The organism is Comamonas avium, from assembly GCF_014836675.1.
Lineage (GTDB): Bacteria > Pseudomonadota > Gammaproteobacteria > Burkholderiales > Burkholderiaceae_C > Comamonas > Comamonas avium.
In genome coordinates this window covers 302,400-322,203 of the sequence record NZ_JACSQK010000005.1, presented here as the reverse complement: position 1 = coordinate 322,203, position 19,804 = coordinate 302,400, and the positions used below count along the sequence as shown (strand labels likewise).

Annotated in this window: 17 protein-coding genes; 13 read left to right on the top strand and 4 right to left on the bottom strand. The window is 58.1% G+C overall.

The window, feature by feature from the left end:
* Window positions 1-89: 89 nt before the first annotated feature.
* Both H9646_RS11730 and xdhC read right to left on the bottom strand, forming a co-directional pair.
* Window positions 90-1,379 carry a urate hydroxylase PuuD gene (locus H9646_RS11730; protein ID WP_191723545.1) on the bottom strand — a complete coding sequence of 430 codons (1,290 nt, stop codon included), beginning with the start codon at window positions 1,377-1,379 and terminating at the stop codon, window positions 90-92.
* Between the two features lie 216 nt (window positions 1,380-1,595).
* Entirely contained in the window at window positions 1,596-2,423 is an 828-nt protein-coding gene (gene xdhC, locus H9646_RS11725) for a xanthine dehydrogenase accessory protein XdhC (protein ID WP_191723544.1), read from the bottom strand.
* Window positions 2,424-2,513: 90 nt separating this feature from the next.
* On the opposite strand from xdhC, the gene H9646_RS11720 reads away from it, so the two are divergent.
* Both H9646_RS11720 and H9646_RS11715 read left to right on the top strand, forming a co-directional pair.
* A complete protein-coding gene (locus tag H9646_RS11720; RefSeq protein ID WP_225214147.1) occupies window positions 2,514-3,020 on the top strand; it encodes a hypothetical protein in 507 nt (168 codons plus the stop codon).
* Between the two features lie 110 nt (window positions 3,021-3,130).
* Window positions 3,131-3,619, top strand: a complete 489-nt coding sequence (locus H9646_RS11715; RefSeq protein ID WP_191723543.1) for a hypothetical protein — start codon at window positions 3,131-3,133, stop codon at window positions 3,617-3,619.
* A gap of 124 nt (window positions 3,620-3,743) precedes the next feature.
* Here H9646_RS11715 and uraH read toward each other — a convergent pair whose 3' ends face one another.
* On the bottom strand, window positions 3,744-4,094 hold the full coding sequence (uraH, locus tag H9646_RS11710; RefSeq protein ID WP_191723542.1) for a hydroxyisourate hydrolase: 351 nt from the start codon (window positions 4,092-4,094) through the stop codon (window positions 3,744-3,746).
* 93 nt (window positions 4,095-4,187) lie between these two features.
* Between uraH and H9646_RS11705 the strand changes: the two genes are divergently transcribed.
* The 8 genes from H9646_RS11705 to H9646_RS11670 all read left to right on the top strand — a co-directional run bounded on the left by H9646_RS11705 (window position 4,188) and on the right by H9646_RS11670 (window position 15,753).
* On the top strand, window positions 4,188-4,865 hold the full coding sequence (locus tag H9646_RS11705) for a GntR family transcriptional regulator (RefSeq protein ID WP_191723541.1): 678 nt from the start codon (window positions 4,188-4,190) through the stop codon (window positions 4,863-4,865).
* A 15-nt stretch (window positions 4,866-4,880) separates the two neighbouring features.
* Window positions 4,881-5,840: an allantoinase PuuE gene (gene puuE, locus H9646_RS11700; RefSeq protein WP_191723540.1), complete on the top strand. Its 960-nt coding sequence runs from the start codon at window positions 4,881-4,883 to the stop codon at window positions 5,838-5,840.
* A gap of 77 nt (window positions 5,841-5,917) precedes the next feature.
* On the top strand, window positions 5,918-7,687 hold the full coding sequence (gene uraD / locus H9646_RS11695; RefSeq protein ID WP_191723539.1) for a 2-oxo-4-hydroxy-4-carboxy-5-ureidoimidazoline decarboxylase: 1,770 nt from the start codon (window positions 5,918-5,920) through the stop codon (window positions 7,685-7,687).
* A 26-nt stretch (window positions 7,688-7,713) separates the two neighbouring features.
* Window positions 7,714-8,991 carry a M20/M25/M40 family metallo-hydrolase gene (locus H9646_RS11690; RefSeq protein ID WP_191723538.1) on the top strand — a complete coding sequence of 426 codons (1,278 nt, stop codon included), beginning with the start codon at window positions 7,714-7,716 and terminating at the stop codon, window positions 8,989-8,991.
* Between the two features lie 491 nt (window positions 8,992-9,482).
* Window positions 9,483-10,793, top strand: coding sequence for a C4-dicarboxylate transporter DctA (locus H9646_RS11685; protein WP_191723537.1), 1,311 nt, complete (start codon window positions 9,483-9,485; stop codon window positions 10,791-10,793).
* A 5-nt stretch (window positions 10,794-10,798) separates the two neighbouring features.
* The gene (locus H9646_RS11680; protein WP_191723536.1) at window positions 10,799-11,476 is read left to right on the top strand and encodes a GntR family transcriptional regulator; all 678 of its coding nucleotides are present in this window, start codon (window positions 10,799-10,801) and stop codon (window positions 11,474-11,476) included.
* A 295-nt stretch (window positions 11,477-11,771) separates the two neighbouring features.
* Window positions 11,772-13,259 (top strand): nucleobase:cation symporter-2 family protein, encoded by a 1,488-nt coding sequence (locus H9646_RS11675; protein WP_191723535.1) that lies wholly within the window; start codon window positions 11,772-11,774, stop codon window positions 13,257-13,259.
* 196 nt (window positions 13,260-13,455) lie between these two features.
* Window positions 13,456-15,753 carry an NADP-dependent malic enzyme gene (locus H9646_RS11670; RefSeq protein WP_191723534.1) on the top strand — a complete coding sequence of 766 codons (2,298 nt, stop codon included), beginning with the start codon at window positions 13,456-13,458 and terminating at the stop codon, window positions 15,751-15,753.
* 150 nt (window positions 15,754-15,903) lie between these two features.
* Here H9646_RS11670 and H9646_RS11665 read toward each other — a convergent pair whose 3' ends face one another.
* Window positions 15,904-16,557 carry a flavin reductase family protein gene (locus H9646_RS11665; RefSeq protein WP_191723533.1) on the bottom strand — a complete coding sequence of 218 codons (654 nt, stop codon included), beginning with the start codon at window positions 16,555-16,557 and terminating at the stop codon, window positions 15,904-15,906.
* A gap of 118 nt (window positions 16,558-16,675) precedes the next feature.
* Here H9646_RS11665 and H9646_RS11660 point away from each other — a divergent pair, with 118 nt between their 5' ends.
* The 3 genes from H9646_RS11660 (at window position 16,676) to H9646_RS11650 (ending at window position 19,633) form a co-directional block, all read left to right on the top strand.
* Entirely contained in the window at window positions 16,676-17,704 is a 1,029-nt protein-coding gene (locus tag H9646_RS11660) for an ABC transporter substrate-binding protein (RefSeq protein WP_191723532.1), read from the top strand.
* A gap of 281 nt (window positions 17,705-17,985) precedes the next feature.
* Window positions 17,986-18,363, top strand: a complete 378-nt coding sequence (locus H9646_RS11655; protein WP_191723531.1) for a cupin domain-containing protein — start codon at window positions 17,986-17,988, stop codon at window positions 18,361-18,363.
* Between the two features lie 295 nt (window positions 18,364-18,658).
* Entirely contained in the window at window positions 18,659-19,633 is a 975-nt protein-coding gene (locus H9646_RS11650) for a Bug family tripartite tricarboxylate transporter substrate binding protein (RefSeq protein ID WP_191723530.1), read from the top strand.
* Window positions 19,634-19,804 lie beyond the last annotated feature (171 nt).

Genomic DNA, 19,804 nt, shown 5'->3' with positions numbered 1-19,804 from the left:
GAGCACTGCAGCCTTGCACACCCCGCTTGCGCAGGCATAAAAAAACCCGCAGCGCATGGCTGCGGGTGTGGCTACGGGTTGAGCCCCCGTCAGCGGGCAGGTGCACCGTTTTCAAACCATTGCTTGAAGGCTTCGCGTTCTGCATCCGTCAAAGCGCCAGGATTGCCAAACGGCATTTTGCGCAGCAGCACCACCTGTTGATAGATCTGCTGGGCATGGCTTTTGACTTCCTCAGGGGTGTCAAACTTGACGTTCTTTTGCGCAATGGTGTTGGCGCTGTGGCAGACCACGCATTGCTGCTGCATCACCGCATGAATTTTTTCATAGCTGCCTGCAGGTGCTGCATCTGCGCCAGAGGTTGGCTTTTCTTCCACCACCACGACTTCGCCTTGCAGCACGGACTGCCCCACTGGAGCAATCACTGCAGGGTTAACCGCCACTGCCGCGGGTGGAGCAGGTTTGAGCCAGGCGATCACCCCCAGCAACACCACCACACCTATGGCGGCATACTTCCACGGATGGGGATTGCGACCGAGCTTGTAGCCGTGGCGCATGACGAAGAACTGGCGAATGGCAGCACCCGCAAACATCATCAAAATCAGCACCAGCCAGTTTTGCGGATGGCTGTGCAACCAGCCGTAGTGATTGGACAGCATGGCAAACAACACGGGCAGCGTGAAGTAGGTGTTGTGCACGCTGCGCTGCTTGCCGCGCTTGCCATGGATGGGGTCGACTGGCTCACCCGCCTTGATAGATGCCACCATCTTCTTTTGGCCAGGAATGATCCAGAAGAACACGTTGGCACTCATGGACGTGGCCAGCATGGCTCCTACCAGCAAGAAAGCCGCTTGGCCGGGAAACAGATGGCAGGCCAGGTACGAAGCCACACACACCAGCACCAAGACCAGTGCGCCCACAATGCCGTCGCCGCCCTCTTTCTCGCCGAACAGGCGGCAGACTGCGTTGTACAGCAGCCAGAACACCACCAAAAAGGCCAGCGCCACCACAATCGCCGTGCTGGAGGACATGATCGGGTTCGTTGGGTTGACCAGGTAGATGTTGGCATTCCACAGGTATGACACCGTCAGCAGCGCAAAGCCTGACAGCCACGTGGTGTAGCTTTCCCAATAGAACCAGTGCAGGTGATCGGGCAGCTTGGGCGGTGCGCCCGCAAATTTGACCGGGTGGTAAAAACCACCGCCGTGCAAGGCCCACAGCTCACCGCTGACACCTTGTTTTTTCAGGTCATCATCGGTAGGTGGCGTCAGACTGCTGTCCAGAAATACAAAGTAAAACGACGAGCCCACCCAAGCGATGGCAGTAATGACGTGGAGCCACCGCAACAGCAGATTGGCCCAGTCGAGGATATAGCTTTCCATAGCACCCAACTCCGGCAGCACAAGGGCTGCACGTGAAGATCAATCCACTCACCACTGCGGGCGCTCTGAGCAGAAGAAAGGGTCGCGCACCTGGGTTTTAACAACCATTCTGGGCACCGCTGCGACCTGTCTTTCATCAAAGTGTATGCAATTTTTGTCTCCAAAAACAGCAACGATTACGCTCCTAGGAGAACTACCTAGCCCTTTGGCAAGGCTTTAGCGCGATGAAAGCTGTTGCTGCCGCTGCTGCAATAACTGTGCCGCAACGGCAATGGCAATCACCTCAGGCTCTTTGCCGGGCACACCCGCAACCCCAATCGGGCAGGTGATGTGTGCAATTTCTGCCTGCGTAAATCCGCGCTCAAGCAAACGGCGCTGGAACACAGCCCATTTGGTGGCACTGCCAATCAGCCCTAAAAACGGCATATCGCCCTGCGTGCGCTGGCGGCGCAGGCATGCGCAGACAACATCCAGATCCTCTGCATGGCTAAAGCTCATCACCAGCACCAAAGAATGCGCGGGCAGATCGCGCACCGCGTCTTGCACCGGGCTAGAGTGCTCGCAAAACACATGCGCAGGCACTGGCGAGGGGAACACGCCATCGCGGCTGTCTACCCAATGCACAGTGAAAGGCAAAGGCTGCAGCACACGCACCAAGGCATGGCCCACATGGCCCGCCCCGAACAAGGCCACAGGCACTCGTACTTGCTGCAGGCGGGCAGCCACGGCCTCTAGCGCTGCCTGGTGAGCCACCACACTCAGGCGGATATCCACCGCACCGCCGCAGCACTGCCCCAGCGATGGACCCAGAGCCAGACGGTGGGTGCGACTATGGCCCTGCAAGCCTTGCTGCACCCATTCGCGCGCCAGCCGCGTGGCCTCCCACTCCAGATGACCGCCGCCAATCGTGCCAATCAAGGCATTTTCTTGCACCGCCATCCAGGCACCGGGGCCACGCGGGGCTGAGCCCTGGATGGCCGTGACCTCCACCAAGCACACCGGGCCTTGCGCCAGCGCAGCGTGCAGACATTCCCAATCATTCACCCGGTTCACCTTATTTGTTGACAGCCATCACCATGGCAAGCACAAGTCTTGCCACTTTTGCGTCTTTGTGGATCAGGATAAGCTCGCACCATGACTGAAAAGCACGCCTTAACTCCATCTTCTGCCCATCCTAAGCGCCATTGGTTCTGGGGTGGCTTTGCAACGGCAATCGCAGCCGTGCTGGCAGCTTGCGGCGTTGCACCATCAGCGCCACCCACCGGCTCTGCCACAGCACTGCCCAGTGCGGCATCCAGTGCATCCTCTGCACGTGCCTATCGGAAAGATGCCGCACAGCACCTGTACCAGCACAACCAGCAGCGTATTTATAAAGGGCAGTTGCCGCCCATGCTGTATGCCGTGGGCGTGCTGGAAGTGCATCTGGACCGCAGCGGCAATGTGCGCAGCCTGAGCTGGATGCGCGCGCCCCGCCATGCCCCCGAGGTGGTACGCGAGATTGAGCGCACAGTGCGCGCCGCTGCACCGTTCCCGGTTGCCAGCAAGCTGGGCTATGTGACGTACACCGACACCTGGCTGTGGGACAAGTCAGGGCGCTTTCAGCTGGACACCTTGACAGAAGGCCAGCTGAACGGCGGCTGAGCCGTTCGTGGCACCCCGGCTGAAAAAGCCATTCACTGCGCCCAGACCTACAGCAACAAGCGCCCATGGCGCAGCGACTACATGCCCCGTGCAATCGATAAGCTGGCGATATGACGACCCTGCCCACACCCTCTACCCGCCCTACCCGCCCCCTCTCGCGCCGCCAGTGGCTGCTCGGTGGCATGACCACGGTGGCTGCGGCCTCGCTGACCGCTTGCGGCGTACCGATCCGGCTACCTGGCGACCTGCTCGGTGCAGGCAACCCGGCGTCTGCCGCATACGAGCAAAAAGCAGCCCGCCACCTTTACCAGCGTTATCCACAGCGCATCTACCGCGGCAAACTGCCGCCGATGCTTTATGCCGTGGGCGTGCTGCAGATTTTTCTCTCGGGCACGGGCCATATCCGCCGCCTGAGCTGGATGCGCACACCCAGCCATGCACCAGAAGTGGTCAAGGAAATTGAGCGCTTGGTGCGCGCCGCTGCACCATTTCCGCCCACGGGTGCGGGCAACGTCACGTACACAGATACGTGGCTGTGGGACCGATCCGGGCAGTTCCAGCTCGATAGCCTGTCTGAAGGACAACTGACAGGCGGTTAGATCAGGAAGAAATTAAAAGAGAGCAGTTAGCGCCCATCACTCCTTGCTTTCAGGTACATATGTATCTAAAACACTGAATGTATAAGCGCTAGCCGCTCTCTTTTATTTGATCACCCCATGCCCATCAAGAGCCACGGTACGTGGAATAACTCCATGGGCTGACCAGCAATGGCACGTGGTAATGCTGATCTGCATGCGCTACGCCAAAGTCCAGGTTCACCACATTCAGAAAATTAGGCTCGGGAAGTTGCACGCCTTTTGCTTTGAAGTAGCCTGCAACATCGAAGGACAAGCGGTAGGTGCCCACTTTGAGACTGTCGTTGTCAAAAAGTGGTGCGTCGGTTCTGCCATCGTGGTTCAGGGTCAGGCTCTGAATGAGAGTGGCCGTGTCACCCTGCGTAGCAAAAAGTTTCACTGTCATGCCTGCGGCAGGGCCGCCATGCATGGTGTCTAGAACGTGGGTACTCAAGCCCATGGGTAACTCCTTAATTTGCTGCGACTGCCTAACAGTCGCTTGTTCACCAAAAGTGTATACAATTTTTGTTCAAACGCATCTATGATGATCCCTATGGAAACATCCTCCACCAGCGCCATTGCCGACGCATTGACGCGTGCCATCGTCGAGCACAAATTGCGCCCTGGCACCAAGTTGGCGGAACAAAAGCTCGCCGACCACTTCGGCGTTTCTCGCACACTGGTCAGGCAAGCTTTGTTCCAGCTTTCGCAAAACCGCCTGGTCACGCTCGCACCGGCACGCGGTGCCTTTGTGGCTACCCCCTCGGTCGATGAAGCCAAACAAGTCTTTGCCGTGCGCCGCATGCTGGAGTCAGAAATGACACGTGCCTTTGTGCGCCAGATTAAGCCCGCACAGATCAAAGCGCTGAGAAACCACATCACCGCAGAGAAAAAGGCCATGGACCGCAACGATGTGGGCCAGCGCACGGAGTTGCTGGGCGATTTTCACGTGGTCATGGCCGAGCAAATGGGCAACCACGTGCTGGCACAACTGCTGGGTGATCTCATCTCGCGCTGCGCCCTCATTACCCTGATGTACCAAAGTGCCAGTGCTGCCGAGCATTCGCACGAAGAGCACGAAGCCATCGTTACAGCCCTGGCTGCCAAAGACGAAGACACCGCCGTGCGCCTGATGCAGGACCATCTGCAGCATGTGGAACAGGGTCTGACCTTTGACCGCGACATGCCCACCAACGATTTATCCATGGCGCTGTCCAGCGTCACGCTTTGATCTGAGTTTTGCCCCATGACCTACAACGCCTGCGCCCCCTACCCCCGTGATTTGATTGGCTATGGCCGCAACACTCCGCACCCGCAGTGGCCGGGTCAGGCGCGCATTGCGGTGCAGTTTGTACTCAATTACGAAGAAGGTGGCGAGAACTGCGTGCTGCACGGTGACCCGGCCAGCGAACAGTTTCTGTCTGAAATGTTCAACCCTGCCGCCTACCCTGAGCGCCACATGAGCATGGAAGGCATTTACGAATACGGCTCACGCGCCGGCGTGTGGCGCATCCTGCGCGAGTTTGAAAAGCGCGACCTGCCCTTGACCGTATTTGGCGTGGCCACTGCACTGCAAAAGCACCCTGAACTGGCCCAGGCCTTTGCACAGCTCGGTCATGAGGTGGCCTGCCATGGTCTCAAATGGATTCACTACCAGGGCGTGCCCGAAGAAGTGGAGCGCGCGCACATGGCGCAGTGCATGGCCATCTTTGAAGCACTCTATGGCCATGACGGCGACCACGGCCTGGGCTGGTACACAGGGCGCGACAGCCCCAACAGCCACCGTATCGTGGCAGATGATGGCCGCTTTACCTATGACAGCGACTACTACGGCGACGACCTTCCCTTCTGGATGACCGTAGGCAAAACCGATGGCAGCAAGCACCAGCAGCTCATCGTGCCCTACACGCTGGACTGCAACGACATGCGCTTTGCCCTGCCACAGGGCTACTCGCATGCAGATCCGTTCTTTCAGTACCTCAAAGACACGTTCGATGCGCTGTACGCCGAAGGCGACCCACAGGGCGACAACGCCCCCAAGATGATGAGCATTGGCATGCACTGCCGCCTGCTGGGGCGCCCCGGCCGCATCACCGCGCTGCAACGTTTTCTGGATCACATCCAGCAACACGATCAGGTATGGGTGGCCCGCCGCATTGACATTGCACGCCACTGGGCACAGCGCTTTCCAGCACCAGCCCTGTAAGTTGAAGTTTTAAGCCGAATCAGCCCTGGCGCTTACCCCATAAGCGCTGACAGCTCTTTTTATTGATAGGAAGCACCATGGCCCTGACCCTCGAACAACTCAACACTGCCGATGCTGCCAGCGCCGTGCAGATGCTCGATGGCTTGTACGAACATTCACCCTGGATTGCCCAGAGCGCGCTGTCCCAGCGTCCGTTTACGTCGCTGGCTCACCTCAAGCACGCCATGGTTCGGGTGCTTGAGCAAGCGGGTGTGCAGCCGCAGCTGGACCTGATTCGTGCCCACCCGGAGCTGGCAGGCAAAGCCATGGCGGCCAAGTCACTCACAGCAGAGTCGACCAACGAACAAAACAAGGCAGGCCTGACCCAGTGCACGCCCGAAGAGTTTGCACACATCCAGCAACTGAACGCGGCCTACAACGCGCGCTTTGGCTTTCCCTTCATTCTTGCAGTGCGTGGCCCACGCGGCACGGGACTGCTCAAGCAAGAAATCATTGACACCTTTGCGCGGCGCCTGTCCAACCACCCTGACTTTGAACGTGCTGAAGCCCTGCGCAACATCCATCGGATTGCGGAAATTCGTCTCAACGACAAGTTTGGCTATGAACCCACGCTGGGCAACGACGTCTGGGACTGGCAGGAAAAACTGGCCCAGCACAGCGAACCCGGCTATATCGAAAAAGGCCAGCTCACCGTCACCTACCTGACCGATGCACACCGCGCCTGCGCCCAGCGCATCAGCCACTGGATGCGCGACTGCGGCTTTGATGAAGTCGAAATTGATGCCGTTGGCAACGTGGTGGGTCGCTATAAACCTGCTCAAGATGGCGGCAAGTATCTGCTGACCGGCAGCCACTACGACACCGTACGCAACGGCGGCAAGTACGATGGCCGTCTGGGTATTTTTGTCCCCATGGCGTGCGTGCGTGAGCTGCACCGCCAAGGCAAGCGCCTGCCATTTGGCATTGAAGTTGTAGGCTTTGCCGAAGAGGAAGGCCAGCGCTACAAGGCCACCTTCCTGGGCTCTGGCGCGCTGATCGGCGACTTCAAGCCTGAATGGCTGGAACAAAAAGATGCCGACGGCATCACCATGCGCGAAGCCATGCAGCACGCAGGCCTGTGCATTGACGACATCCCCAAAATTCAGCGCGATGCTGCGCAATACCTCGGGTTTGTGGAAGTACACATTGAGCAAGGCCCCGTGCTCAATGAACTGGATATTCCACTGGGCGTGGTGACCTCCATCAATGGTGGCGTGCGCTACGTCTGCGAAATGATCGGCACGGCCAGCCACGCAGGCACCACCCCCATGGACCGCCGCCGCGATGCCGCACTTGGCGTGGCCGAGCTGGCTTTGTACATGGAGCAGCGCGCCGCGCAAGATGGTGACAGCGTGGCCACCATAGGCATGCTGCAGGTGCCCAATGGCTCCATCAACGTGGTGCCTGGAAAATGCACATTCAGCATGGACATGCGCGCACCGACCGACACACAGCGCGATGCCATGGTGAGCGATGTACTGGCCAAGTTCGAAGAAATTGCCCAGCGCCGTTGTCTGCAGACCAAGCAAGAACTGGCCATGAAGGCCGCTGCTGCCCCCAGCAACCCGGCATTGCAAACCTGCTGGGAAAAAGCTGTGGCCGCGCTGGGCGTACCTGTCTACCGCATGCCCAGTGGTGCCGGTCACGACGCCATGAAACTGCATGAAATCATGCCCCAGGCCATGCTGTTTACGCGAGGCCTGAACAGCGGCATCAGCCACAACCCGCTGGAATCGACCACCAGCGACGACATGCAACTGGCTGTGGATGCATTCAGCCACGTGCTGGCGCAAATGAGCGCCCAATAAACCACCACCCATAAGAGACAACAAGAATGACCCAAGACCGCCAAGCCACCTACGCCGCACTGGATGCATGGATTGACCAGCACTTTGACGAGCAAGTGCAGTTTTTGCAGGCCCTGGTACAAGTGCCCACCGATACGCCCCCAGGCAACAATGCCCCCCACGCTGAGCGTACGGCAGATCTGATTGAGGCCTTTGGCTTTAACGCCGAAAAACATGTCGTGCCTGCACAGCAAGTGAAGGACTACGGCATGGAGTCCATCACCAACCTGATTGTGCGTCGCCCCTACGGCACACCCGGCGATGGCGGCAGGACCATTGCACTGAATGCCCACGGCGATGTGGTACCACCGGGCGAAGGCTGGAGCAAAGCCCCCTACGGTGGCGAGATTGAAGACGGCAAGATGTTTGGCCGCGCTACTGCGGTGAGCAAGAGCGACTTTGCCACCTTTACCTTTGCCGTACGGGCGCTGGAAGCCGTAGCCCAGCCCACCAAGGGCACGGTAGAGCTGCACTTCACCTACGACGAAGAGTTTGGCGGACTGCTGGGCCCCGGATGGCTGCTGGAGCAAGGCCTGACCAAGCCTGACTTGATGGTGGCGGCAGGCTTTAGCTACGAAGTGGTCACCGCACACAACGGCTGCCTGCAGATGGAAGTGACGGTACACGGCAAGATGGCCCACGCCGCTGTCCCCCACACCGGGGTGGACGCGCTGCAAGCTGCCGTAGCCATCATGAACGGCCTGTACGCTGAAAACGTCAAATACCAGCAGGTGCTGTCCAAGGTGCCCGGCATCAAGCACCCGTATGTGAACATTGGCCGCATCGAAGGCGGCACCAACACCAATGTGATCCCCGGCAAGGTCTCACTCAAGCTGGACCGCCGCATGATCCCCGAGGAGAACCCCGCCGAGGTAGAGGCGTCCATCCGCGCCGTGATTGCCAAAGCCACAGCAGATTTCAACGCCCAGCACGGTTATGCCGGTGAAGATGCCGTGCGCGTCGACATCAAGCGCCTGCTGCTGGCCAACGCCATGACCCCGCTGGCAGGCAATGCACCGCTGGTCAATGCCATTCAAAAGCACGCTGAAGCTGTCTTTGGTGAAAAACCACCGGCAGTGGGCACCCCGCTGTACACCGATGTACGCCTGTATGTGGAGCGCGGCATACCCGGCGTGATCTACGGAGCAGGTCCGCGCACCGTGCTGGAAAGCCATGCCAAACGTGCTGACGAGCGCCTGGTACTGGAGGACCTGCGTCGCGCTACCAAAGTCATTGCCCGCAGTCTGGTGGATTTGACGTCCTAAACCGACTGTCACTTTGAACGAAGAAATCCCCCTGCTGGTAACAGCTGGGGGATTTCTACTTTTGGCAGCGCTGAAGATGTCATGGCGGCCGTATATGCATCGCAGTGCGCTATTGCTCTGGGCAAAGAACGTGTCCAGACGCCCTGTGATGGCACATGAAAGCATGTGCACTCACTACTCACTACTCACTACTCACTACTCACTACTTGCCACTTGCCACTTGCCACTTGCCACTTGCCAACACAGTAGCCACACACACAAACACCATGCACGCGTTTGAACAGCACGCAGGCAACACTGCACGGCGATGCTGGCATCACAACCGGCAAGTGCAGCCCTAGCGGCAGCACAGCCGCACACCCCGAACGTCCCCTCGCTAACCCGCGTTCACTGCACGCCACAGTTTGCGTGCAAACCCTCGTGACCTTGGCATCAATCTTGAAGACATTTCTTGTATACAAGATTTGGACATCAAGACTGCGAGGTTCTCCATGCGCTTTTTGAAATCACTGTTTGGACAAGTACTGCTGGCACTGGTTGCAGGTGTGGTCATCGGCCTGGCTTGGCCTGATACAGGCATCGCCCTGAAGCCTCTTGGCGATGGGTTTATCAAGCTCATCAAGATGCTGATCCCGTTGATCGTTTTCTGCGTGGTGGTGCATGGCATTGCGGGCACAGGCGATCTCAAGCGCGTGGGCCGCGTTGGTGTCAAATCCCTGATCTACTTTGAAGTTGTCACCACCATCGCGCTGGCGCTGGGCTTGCTGCTGGCGGTGTGGTTTCAACCCGGGGTGGGCATGAACGTGGACCCCAAGGGACTGGATGCCTCGGCCATGAGCGCTTATGCCAGCAATGCTGAAAAACTGGCAGGTGGCGGCACCGCAGAGTTTTTACTCAAGCTCATACCCACCACGGCAATCAGCGCTTTTGCCACCGGCGATGTGCTGCAGGTGCTGCTGTTTTCCATCTTGTTTGGCTGCGCCCTTTCCCTGCTGGGTGAGAGGGGGCGCAAAGTCACGGGCCTGATCGAAGATTTGTCACTGGTGCTGTTCAAGACCATGGGCATTCTCATCAAGCTGGCCCCTTTGGGTGTGCTCGGTGCCATCGCCTTCACTGTGGGCAAATACGGCTTGGGCTCCCTCAAGCAGCTGGGCATGCTGGTTGTACTGTTTTACAGCGCTGTGCTTATTTTTGTTTTTGGGGTGCTGGGGCTAATTTTGCGTTTTTCAGGCTTTAGCCTGTTCAAGCTGCTGCGCTATCTGCGCGAAGAACTGGCCGTGGTGTTTGCCACCACATCCTCTGACAGCGTACTGCCGCAGATCATGGCCAAGCTCAAGCACATGGGCATCCGCGACTCCACCGTAGGGCTGGTCATTCCCACGGGCTATTCGTTTAATCTGGACGCATTTTCCATCTACATCACCATGGCGGCAGTGTTTATTGCCCAGGCGACCAACACGCCCATCACCATGACGGATTTGCTGACCATTCTGGCCATTTCCCTTCTCACATCCAAAGGCGCACACGGTGTGCCCGGCTCAGCCATTGTGGTGCTGGCAGCCACGTTGCAAGCCGTGCCAGCCATTCCGGCCATTGGCCTGGTGCTGGTGCTGTCGGTGGATTGGTTCATGGGCATTGCCCGTGCACTGGGCAATTTGATTGGCAACTGTGTCGCCACCGTCGCTATCGCTGCATGGGAAGGTGATATTGATAAAGCGCGGGCACACCAGGTGCTTAACGGAGAAACGGTGCCCGCACTTGATCTGCCAGAAGATCTCGCCCCCATCCCTCATCTAACATAGACCCCATGCAACGCCCTACGCAATCCATCGCTCAGCTCGTCGTCCAATCCATTCTGGCGCGCAAACTGCAGCCCGGAGAGCGTCTGGGCGAGCAAGCCCTGTCTGATGTGTTTGGCGTTAGCCGTACGTTGGTGCGCGAGGCACTCATGCAGCTTCAAGCGCGCGGATTTGTCAACGTGCATCCACGCCGTGGCTGGTTTGTGGTTGAGCCATCCGTGACTGAAGCGCGTGATGCCTTTGCTGCGCGCCGCGTCATTGAAACAGGCCTGCTGCAGGAGCAAGGCCGCCCCTTGCAGCAAGTGACGCGACAGTTGCGCCAGCACATCGCCCAGGAGCAGGCGGCCCTGGAAGGCGTAGACCCCGCAATGCGGGCCTTCTTGCTGGCGGATTTTCATGTGTGTCTGGCGCAAAGCATGGGCCACGATGCCTTGAGCCAGATCCTGCGCGATCTCACGGCACGCACCACCCTGGCGGCCACGCTCTATCAATCACAGCAAGATGCGAATTTGTCGTGCCAGCAGCACGAAGGCATCGTACAGGCCCTGGAAGCGGGCGACACACAACTGGCTGCGCGTCTGTTGCATGAGCATTTGGCAGAAGTCGAGCAATCACTGAACCCCGACAATGCCCAGCCTCATGATCCATTGCGCAAACAACTGCAGCCCATGGATCTACCATCCTAGTGATCACAGGAATGCCAAAGGCGTGCACAGCTTCTGCCATGCGCTTCACTGATCACCTGCAGTGCGTTTTATTTTTCACATTGCAAAAAAGATTTTTGCACTTCAAAAACGTTCACCGGACTTTTGTTGCGATATCCCGCTAACAGCGGGCAAACCCTATCAGGACAGGCATCAAACAGGGGTTTTGGAGCGGCTTCTTTTTCCTCATTTTGTATACACTTTTTGTATGGAGCGTTGTGCACAAGCAGGTGCATTTCTCTCTGTCAAATATACAAAGGATTCCAAGGAAGACGCCATGCAAACTACCGTCCACCCTGTCGATGAAAAACTGCCTTTAGGGCGGGTCACCGCACTAGGCTTGCAGCACGTGCTCGTGATGTATGCCGGTGCAGTGGCTGTACCACTGATCGTGGGTCGCGCACTCAACTTGCCCCCTGAACAGGTGGCCATGCTGATCTCGGCGGACTTGTTTGTCTGCGGTCTGGTCACCTTGATTCAGGCCATGGGATGTACACAGTGGTTTGGCATCAAGCTGCCTGTAATGATGGGGGTCACCTTTGCAGCCGTAGGACCCATGGTGTCCATGGCGCAAAGTACAGGCGGTCATGCAGGAGCCGGGCTGATTTTTGGTGCGGTCATTGGTGCAGGCATCACCTCCATGCTGATTGCTCCAGTCATCAGCCGTTTGCTGCGCTTCTTTCCTCCAGTGGTCACCGGCACCATCATTACGGTGATCGGTATCAGCCTGATGCGCGTGGGCATCAACTGGATTTTTGGCAACCCTGTGGGCCCAACCGCACCCGCCGTGCCCAACCCTGAGCACCTCAAGTGGCTGACAGAAGCACAGGCCATGGCTGGAGCCCCCGGCTCGGCCCTGTCACCCATTCCCAAGGGGCTTGCCGTTGTTCCCACCATCCCCAACCCGAAATACGCTGACCTGACTGGCGTTGGAATTTCCGGAATTGTGCTGCTGACCATCTTGCTGATTGCACGCTTTGGCAAGGGATTTTTTGCCAATATTTCGGTGCTGCTGGGCATCGTTGTGGGCGGCGTCATTACCGCAGCCATGGGACTGATGAACTTTCACAAGGTGGCTGAGGCCAAATGGTTCAATCTGGTGCTGCCTTTTGAGATTGCCACCCCGGTGTTCGACCCCATCCTGATTTTGACCATGACCCTGGTGATGATCGTGGTGATGATTGAATCCACCGGCATGTTCCTGGCACTGTCTGAGATGACAGGCAAGAAGATCAGCCAGGACGAACTGACCCGGGGTTTGCGCACCGATGGTCTTGGCACTTTGATTGGCGGTATTTTCAATACGTTCCCCTACACCAGCTTCTCGCAAAACGTGGGCTTGGTCGCTGTCACGGGCGTGATGAGCCGCTGGGTGTGCGTGGCTGGTGGCGTAATTTTGATTGTGCTGGGTGTGCTGCCAAAAATGGCCATGCTGATTGAATCGTTGCCCACCGTGGTGCTCGGTGGCGCCGGCCTGGTGATGTTTGGAATGGTGGCCGCCACCGGCATCCGCATCTTGTCGACCGTCGACTTCAAGCACAACCGCAACAACGCCATGATCGTGGCCGTATCGATTGGTGTGGGCATGATTCCACTGGTTGCCCCTAACTTTCGCCAGTGGATGCCCCACGCGATTCACCCCCTGATTGAATCCGGTATCCTCTTGGCCTCGCTCGCTGCCGTGCTCCTGAATGTGTTCTTTAATGGCGCACGCGGCGATACCCAAGCTGTCATCAATGCTGCGCGCCAGGCAGACGCCCACTAAAGCGTTTTGCCTCCTCCCCAGGCCCGGCCATCACCGGGCTCCACGAAACCCCTGCCCACTCCGCAGGGGTTTTGCGCCTGAGACGGCGCTTGTTGCAGTGCACAAGCGTTCATTGATTGGGAGTTCGAGACCTAGGGTAAGCTCTAGGTCGGCAAGCCTTTTGGCTTGATTTGCCAGATTCACGAGATATTTTTGTATGACGCAAACCCTGTCCACCGCTGAACAAGCTCTGCGCGATGCAGCGCGTGAGTACCACTGCACCCCTAACAAGGGCAAGATTTCGGTCACCCCGACCAAGCCGCTGTCCAATCAGCGTGACTTGTCGCTGGCGTACTCGCCCGGCGTAGCCTACCCCTGCCTGGACATTGAAGCAGATCCATCCAAGGCCTTCGAATACACCGCCCGTGGCAACCTGGTGGGCGTGATCACCAACGGCACCGCGGTGCTCGGTCTGGGCGATATCGGCCCGCTGGCTTCCAAGCCTGTAATGGAAGGCAAGGGTTGCCTGTTCAAGAAGTTCGCTGGCGTTGATGTGTTTGACATCGAGCTGGCTGAACGCGATCCAGACAAGCTGATTGACATCATCGCTTCGCTGGAGCCCACACTGGGTGGTATCAATCTGGAAGACATCAAGGCGCCAGAGTGCTTCTACATTGAGCAGGAACTCTCCAAGCGCATGAACATTCCGGTGTTCCATGACGACCAGCACGGCACCGCCATTATCTCCAGCGCAGCCTTGCTCAATGGTCTGGAGCTGGTCAACAAGAAGATTGATGAAGTCAAGGTTGCCGTCTCCGGCGCTGGCGCTGCTGCCATTGCCTGCGTGAACGTCATGGTGGGCCTGGGCGTCAAGCGCTCCAACGTCTTCATGTGCGACTCCAAGGGCGTGATCTATGAAGGCCGCCCCGGTGGTCTGGATGCCTCCAAGGCCCAGTACGCACAAAAGACCGACGCCCGCACACTGGCCGATGCCGTCAACGGCGCTGACGTGTTTCTCGGTTGCTCCGCCGCTGGCACACTGACTGCAGACATGGTCAAGACCATGGGCAGCCAGCCCATCATCCTGGCGCTGGCCAACCCTGAGCCAGAAATTCGCCCTGAGCTGGCCAAGGCCGTGCGCCCCGATTGCATCATTGCAACAGGCCGCTCGGATTACCCCAATCAGGTCAACAACGTTCTGTGCTTCCCCTACATCTTCCGTGGCGCACTTGACTGCGGTGCCACCAAGATCACCGAGAGCATGAAGCTGGCTTGCGTGCGCGAAATCGCCGCGCTGGCCAAGCAAGACGTGAGCGATGAAGTTGCCGCCGCCTATCAGGGCAAGGAGCTGAAGTTCGGCCCTGACTACCTGATCCCCACACCTTTCGACACACGCCTGATCTTGCGCATTGCGCCTGCGGTGGCCAAGGCCGCTGCCGAGTCGGGTGTTGCTACTCGCCCGATCGAAGACATCGAAGCCTACCGCGAGAGCCTGTCACGCTTTGTCTACCAGACCAGCATGTTCATGCGCCCCGTGTTTGCCGCCGCCAAGCAAGACTTGCAGCGCGTGGCCTATGCCGAAGGTGAAGACGAGCGCGTGCTGCGTGCCGTGCAAGTGGTGGTGGAAGAAGGCCTGGCCAAACCCATCTTGATTGGCCGCCCCGCAGTGATTGCTGCGCGCGTTGAAAAAGCCGGTCTGCGTCTGCAACTGGGTGTGGATGTGGAAGTCTGCGACCCCGAAGACGACCCACGTTTCCGCCAGTACTGGGAAACCTACCACCACCTGATGGGCCGTGAAGGCGTGACGCCTGAGACTGCCAAGGCTGCCGTGCGTCGCTCCAACACCCTGATTGCAGCGCTGATGGTCAAGCTGGGTGATGCCGACGCCATGTTGTCTGGCCTGGTGGGCCGTTTTGACCGCCATCTCGATTACATCGAAACCGTGCTGGGCCACCAGACCGGTGCCGACCGTCTGGCCACCGTCAACGCCGTGATGCTGGAAAACCGCACCCTGTTCATCGCGGACACTTACATCAACGAAGACCCCACCGCTGAAGAGCTGGCACAGATTGCCAAGATGGCCGCTGATGAAGTGGCGCGCTTTGGTCTGCCGCCCAAGGTGGCATTTCTGTCGCACTCCAACTACGGCTCTTCCAGCCGCAAGTCTGCACTGAAGATGCGCGCTGCGCGCAACCTGTTTGCCGCTGCCAACCCCGGCATCGAGTGCGACGGTGAAATGCATGGCGACGCCGCTCTGGACGAAAACGTGCGCCACCGCACGCTGCTGGACTCGAGCCTGACAGGCGAAGCCAACGTGCTGATCTGCCCCAACCTGGATGCAGCGAACATTCTGTTCAACGTGCTCAAAACCACGTCCGGTCACGGCACCACCATTGGCCCGATATTGATGGGTGCCAACGCTGCTGCCCACGTGCTGACACCGTCGTCTACCGTTCGCCGTCTGGTGAACATGACGGCACTGTCTGCCGCTCAGGCACAGGCCCGCAAAGCCTGATCGCAGCGCAGTTGCTGCCCGTAAAAAAGCCCCTGGCCTGCGCCAGGGGCTTTTTTTATTCACTCTTTTTATAGAAGCGCTTATCGCTTACCAGTGCTTGATTTCAGATATAAAAGTATCTGAAATCGTTTATCAAATTGCGATGTACGCTCACATTTCATCAATGGCAGTGGCGGCGCTGCCTGGCTGCATTTCGGCCTTGCCCTCATTGGCCTCGATCGCAAAGCGCTCGCGGCAGGTGACGTAAAAGCTGGCACCAAAGCGGCCCACCGGAAAGTAATCCTGCAGCTTGACGCGCCACTTTTCGGTGTCCACCAGCCCATCGCGCACCGCCAGCCATTGCACGCGGCCAATAAACACGTAGCGGCTGTCGGTTTCCATCAGCTCGTGCAGCACACACTCAAAAGCGACCGGGGCTTCAGCAATGCGCGGCACTTGCACGGTTTTGGAGGCCACGGTACTCAGCCCGGTGTAGGTCAGCTCGCTCTCGGTCACGGGCAGCCGGTCACCACAACGGTGCATGGCGGCGGCAATCGGCTCATCTGCCAGATGCACCACAAACTCTTTGGTGCGCAAAATGTGTGCAGCCGTGTCTTTCAGTTGCCCGTCTTGCAGCTTGTTCACGCTCAGCATTACCACGGGCGGGTCTTCGCCCACCATGTTGAACATGCTGAAAGGTGCAGCGTTCACCGTGCCGTCTTCGCTCAGCGTTGTCACCAAGGCAATCGGGCGCGGCACGATCAGGCTGGCCATGAGCTTGTAGCGTTCGTACACGCCCAGCGTGGAAAAGTCGATTTCTGTCATGCAGCGGTCCGTTCATTGTCGATGCGGCAGTGCCGCAACTTGCATGCCAATTGTGTATGCAATGCAGGCATTGATCTTGCTCAAGCGGTGTGTCATCCACCCTTTGAATGCACCACCCATGCGCAAACGCCAATTTCTGCAAACCGCGGCAGCGGCCCTGCTTGCCTGCTCCGCCCTGTCCAGCGCGCAAGCGCAAACCATGCCGCTGAAGTTCCAGCTGGACTGGCGCTTTGAAGGCCCCGCCGCCTTTTTTGTGCACCCTGAGCAAAAGGGCTACTTCAAAGAAGTGGGCCTGGATGTGAATGTAGAAGCAGCCAGCGGCGCAGGTGCCATCCAGCGCGTGGCATCGGGCACGCACGATCTGGGCTTTGCCGATTTGGCGGCGTTGATGGAGTTTCACGCCAACAACCCCGAAGCTCCCATCAAGCCCGTGGCCGTCATGGTGATCTACAACACCACGCCCGCATCGGTCATGGCGCTGAAGAAATCGGGCATTACCAAAGCCGCTGATTTGACCGGCAAAAAAATGGGCGCGCCCATTTTTGATGCAGGCCGCCGCACCTTTCCCCTGTTTGCACAGGCCAACGGCGTAGGCCCAGTGCAATGGACCACCATGGACCCGCCGCTGCGCGAAACCATGCTGGCACGCGGTGAGCTCGATGCCGTCACCGGCTACACCTTCACCAGCCTGCTGAACCTGGAAGCGCGCGGCATCCCACGCGAAGACATTGTGGTGCTGCCCTACGCCACACACGGCGTGCAGCTGTACGGCAACGTCATCATTGCCAGCCCCAAGCTGATTGCACAAAAGCCCGAAGCCCTGCGCGCCTTCCTCAAAGCATTCGCCAGGGGCACCAAAGAAGCCATTGCGCAACCTGAAGTGGCCATTGCCTCGCTCAAAGCCAAAGATGGCCTGGTCAAGACAGATCTGGAAATCAAGCGCCTGAAGCTGACCATTGAAACCGCCGTAGACAGCGAAGGTGCCCGCAAAGAAGGCTTTGGCCGCCTGAAACCTGAGCGCCTGAAGCTGATGGCCGAGCAAGTGGCTACGGCCTACGAAACCAAGAACCCCATTCCTGTCGATGCCGTATGGAATGGCAGCTTCTTGCCCAGCGCCGCTGAACTGGATGTGCTGCCCAAGCGCTGAACATTCCGGGGAAAATTGACGTAAGTGAAGTGACAGGGCCTGCTGCATGCAGGCCTTTTTCATGCGCTACTCAATCATGAGCTGTCAGCGCCTGATGAGGTGCATGCTTCAGATCAAGGCACTGCGCTGGTGCCGTTGCTGATAGGCGGCGAAAACGATGCAGGCAAGGCCGCCATGGCCATCCACTCATCAAGTGCGCCCTTTCGTGCACCGGCCATCACCGGCTACAAGATGGCAACATATCGCCCTCACGCCTGCGTGTACTGCTCACTTGCTTTGCCATGACCTCATCACAGCCCACCCTCGTTCGTATCGAAACCCAAGACCTGTCGCAGGCCAAACCCGGCAAACCCAGCCGCCCTATCAGCGGCCACACCACTTACAAAACGCTGGAAAGCTTCAGCGCCATGGGCGGCCAGCTTTCCAGCGGGGTATGGGAGGCCACCGCTGGGGCTTTTCGCTCCCACTGCGCGGGCTATGTCGAGTTTTGCCACATCGTCGAAGGCAGCTGCCGCGTAGTGGACCCCGACGGCACCATTCACAGCTTTGGTGCGGGCGACAGCTTTGTTCTGCCCGAAGGCTTTGCCGGTCACTGGGAAGTCGATGAGCGTGTGAAGAAAGTCTTTTTCATCACACAAACAACTAGCCTACACAAGTAGTCACACTTTTGGTGTTTTCAAATTTTCTGAAAAAGTCTTTTAAAAACATGCTGCAACGCAGCATTTTTCATATTACAAAATAGAAAACTACTTCTTGAAAAATACATCCTTTTCTACGTAGAACCCACATCATTTATTTCAATCTACAGGCTTTCAGCGCCTGCCTAGCGCAAAAGTGCGGGTTAGTATTTACGGGTTAAATCTGATTCACAGGCACGTAAGTGCACCAAATTGAATCGTTCTCTGCGATCACTATTGGGTTCACACGCATGAACTCAAACTACCAGGAGTGGACATGTTCAGAAGAACCGTATTGGCTGCAAGCGCTGCAGTCGCCGTCACCGCAGCCTTGCCTGCACTGGCTCAAGCCAAAGATGCATGGCCCGTCAAAACCATCACTTTGGTTCAACCCTACGCCCCCGGCGGCACCAGCGACATGCTGGCCCGTATCGTGGCGCTGGAGCTGGAAAAGCGCATTGACGCTTCGGTGATCGTCGAAAGCAAGCCCGGCGCCAACGGCAACATCGCCACCGCCTTTGTCAGCCGCGCCAAACCCGATGGCGGCACCTACCTGGTGGGCTCCAGCAGCCCCGTAGTGATTTCGCCCTCGCTGTACAAAAGCGTGCCCTACAACCCCAGAACCGATCTGACACCGATCACCCCTATCGCCAAGGCACCTTTCCTGCTGGTCACCGGGGCCACATCGGGCATCAACAGCGTGGACGAACTGGTCAAGCACATCAAGACTGACAAGCTGAACTTTGGCTCGGCCGGCGCTGGCTCGCCCCAGCACATGATTGCTGAAATGTTCCACATGCAAATCAAGGCCAAGTCGCCGCACATCCCGTACAAGGGATCGGCCCCGCTGATCATTGCCCTGATGGCCAATGAAGTGCAGTACGGGATTGACAACCCTGTGCCCCTCAAGCCCCAGATCGACGGCGGCAAGCTCAAGGCTCTGGCCATTACCAGCAAGCACGCTTCGCCCAAATTCCCCGGCGTCAAGAGCCTGCACGAACTGGGTTACACCGATTTTGAAGTCGAACCCTGGTACGGCATGATCGGCTCCAAGAAGATGCCCAAGGAACTGGCCGAACGCATGAACGGCTATGTGCGCGACATCCTGGCGCAAGACAGTGTCAAAGAAAAAATCTCCAATCTGGGGGCTGAAGCCTACGGCCTGAGCACCACAGATTTCGCGGCCTTGATTGATGCCGATATCAAAAAATGGGGCGATGCCGTGAAAGCCTCCGGCGCAACGGCTGACTAAGTCTTACGCCGCCCAAACTGAACCGCCTTCACATCGAAGGCGGTTTTTTTATGCCCGTTTTCACTCCCGTTTTGATGACTGCATTGCGCACCCATTGAGCATTCATCCATGCAGTCCTTAGTGCATTAATAGATGCTTTCGTGGAACATGCATGCTCAGCTTGCAAGAGCA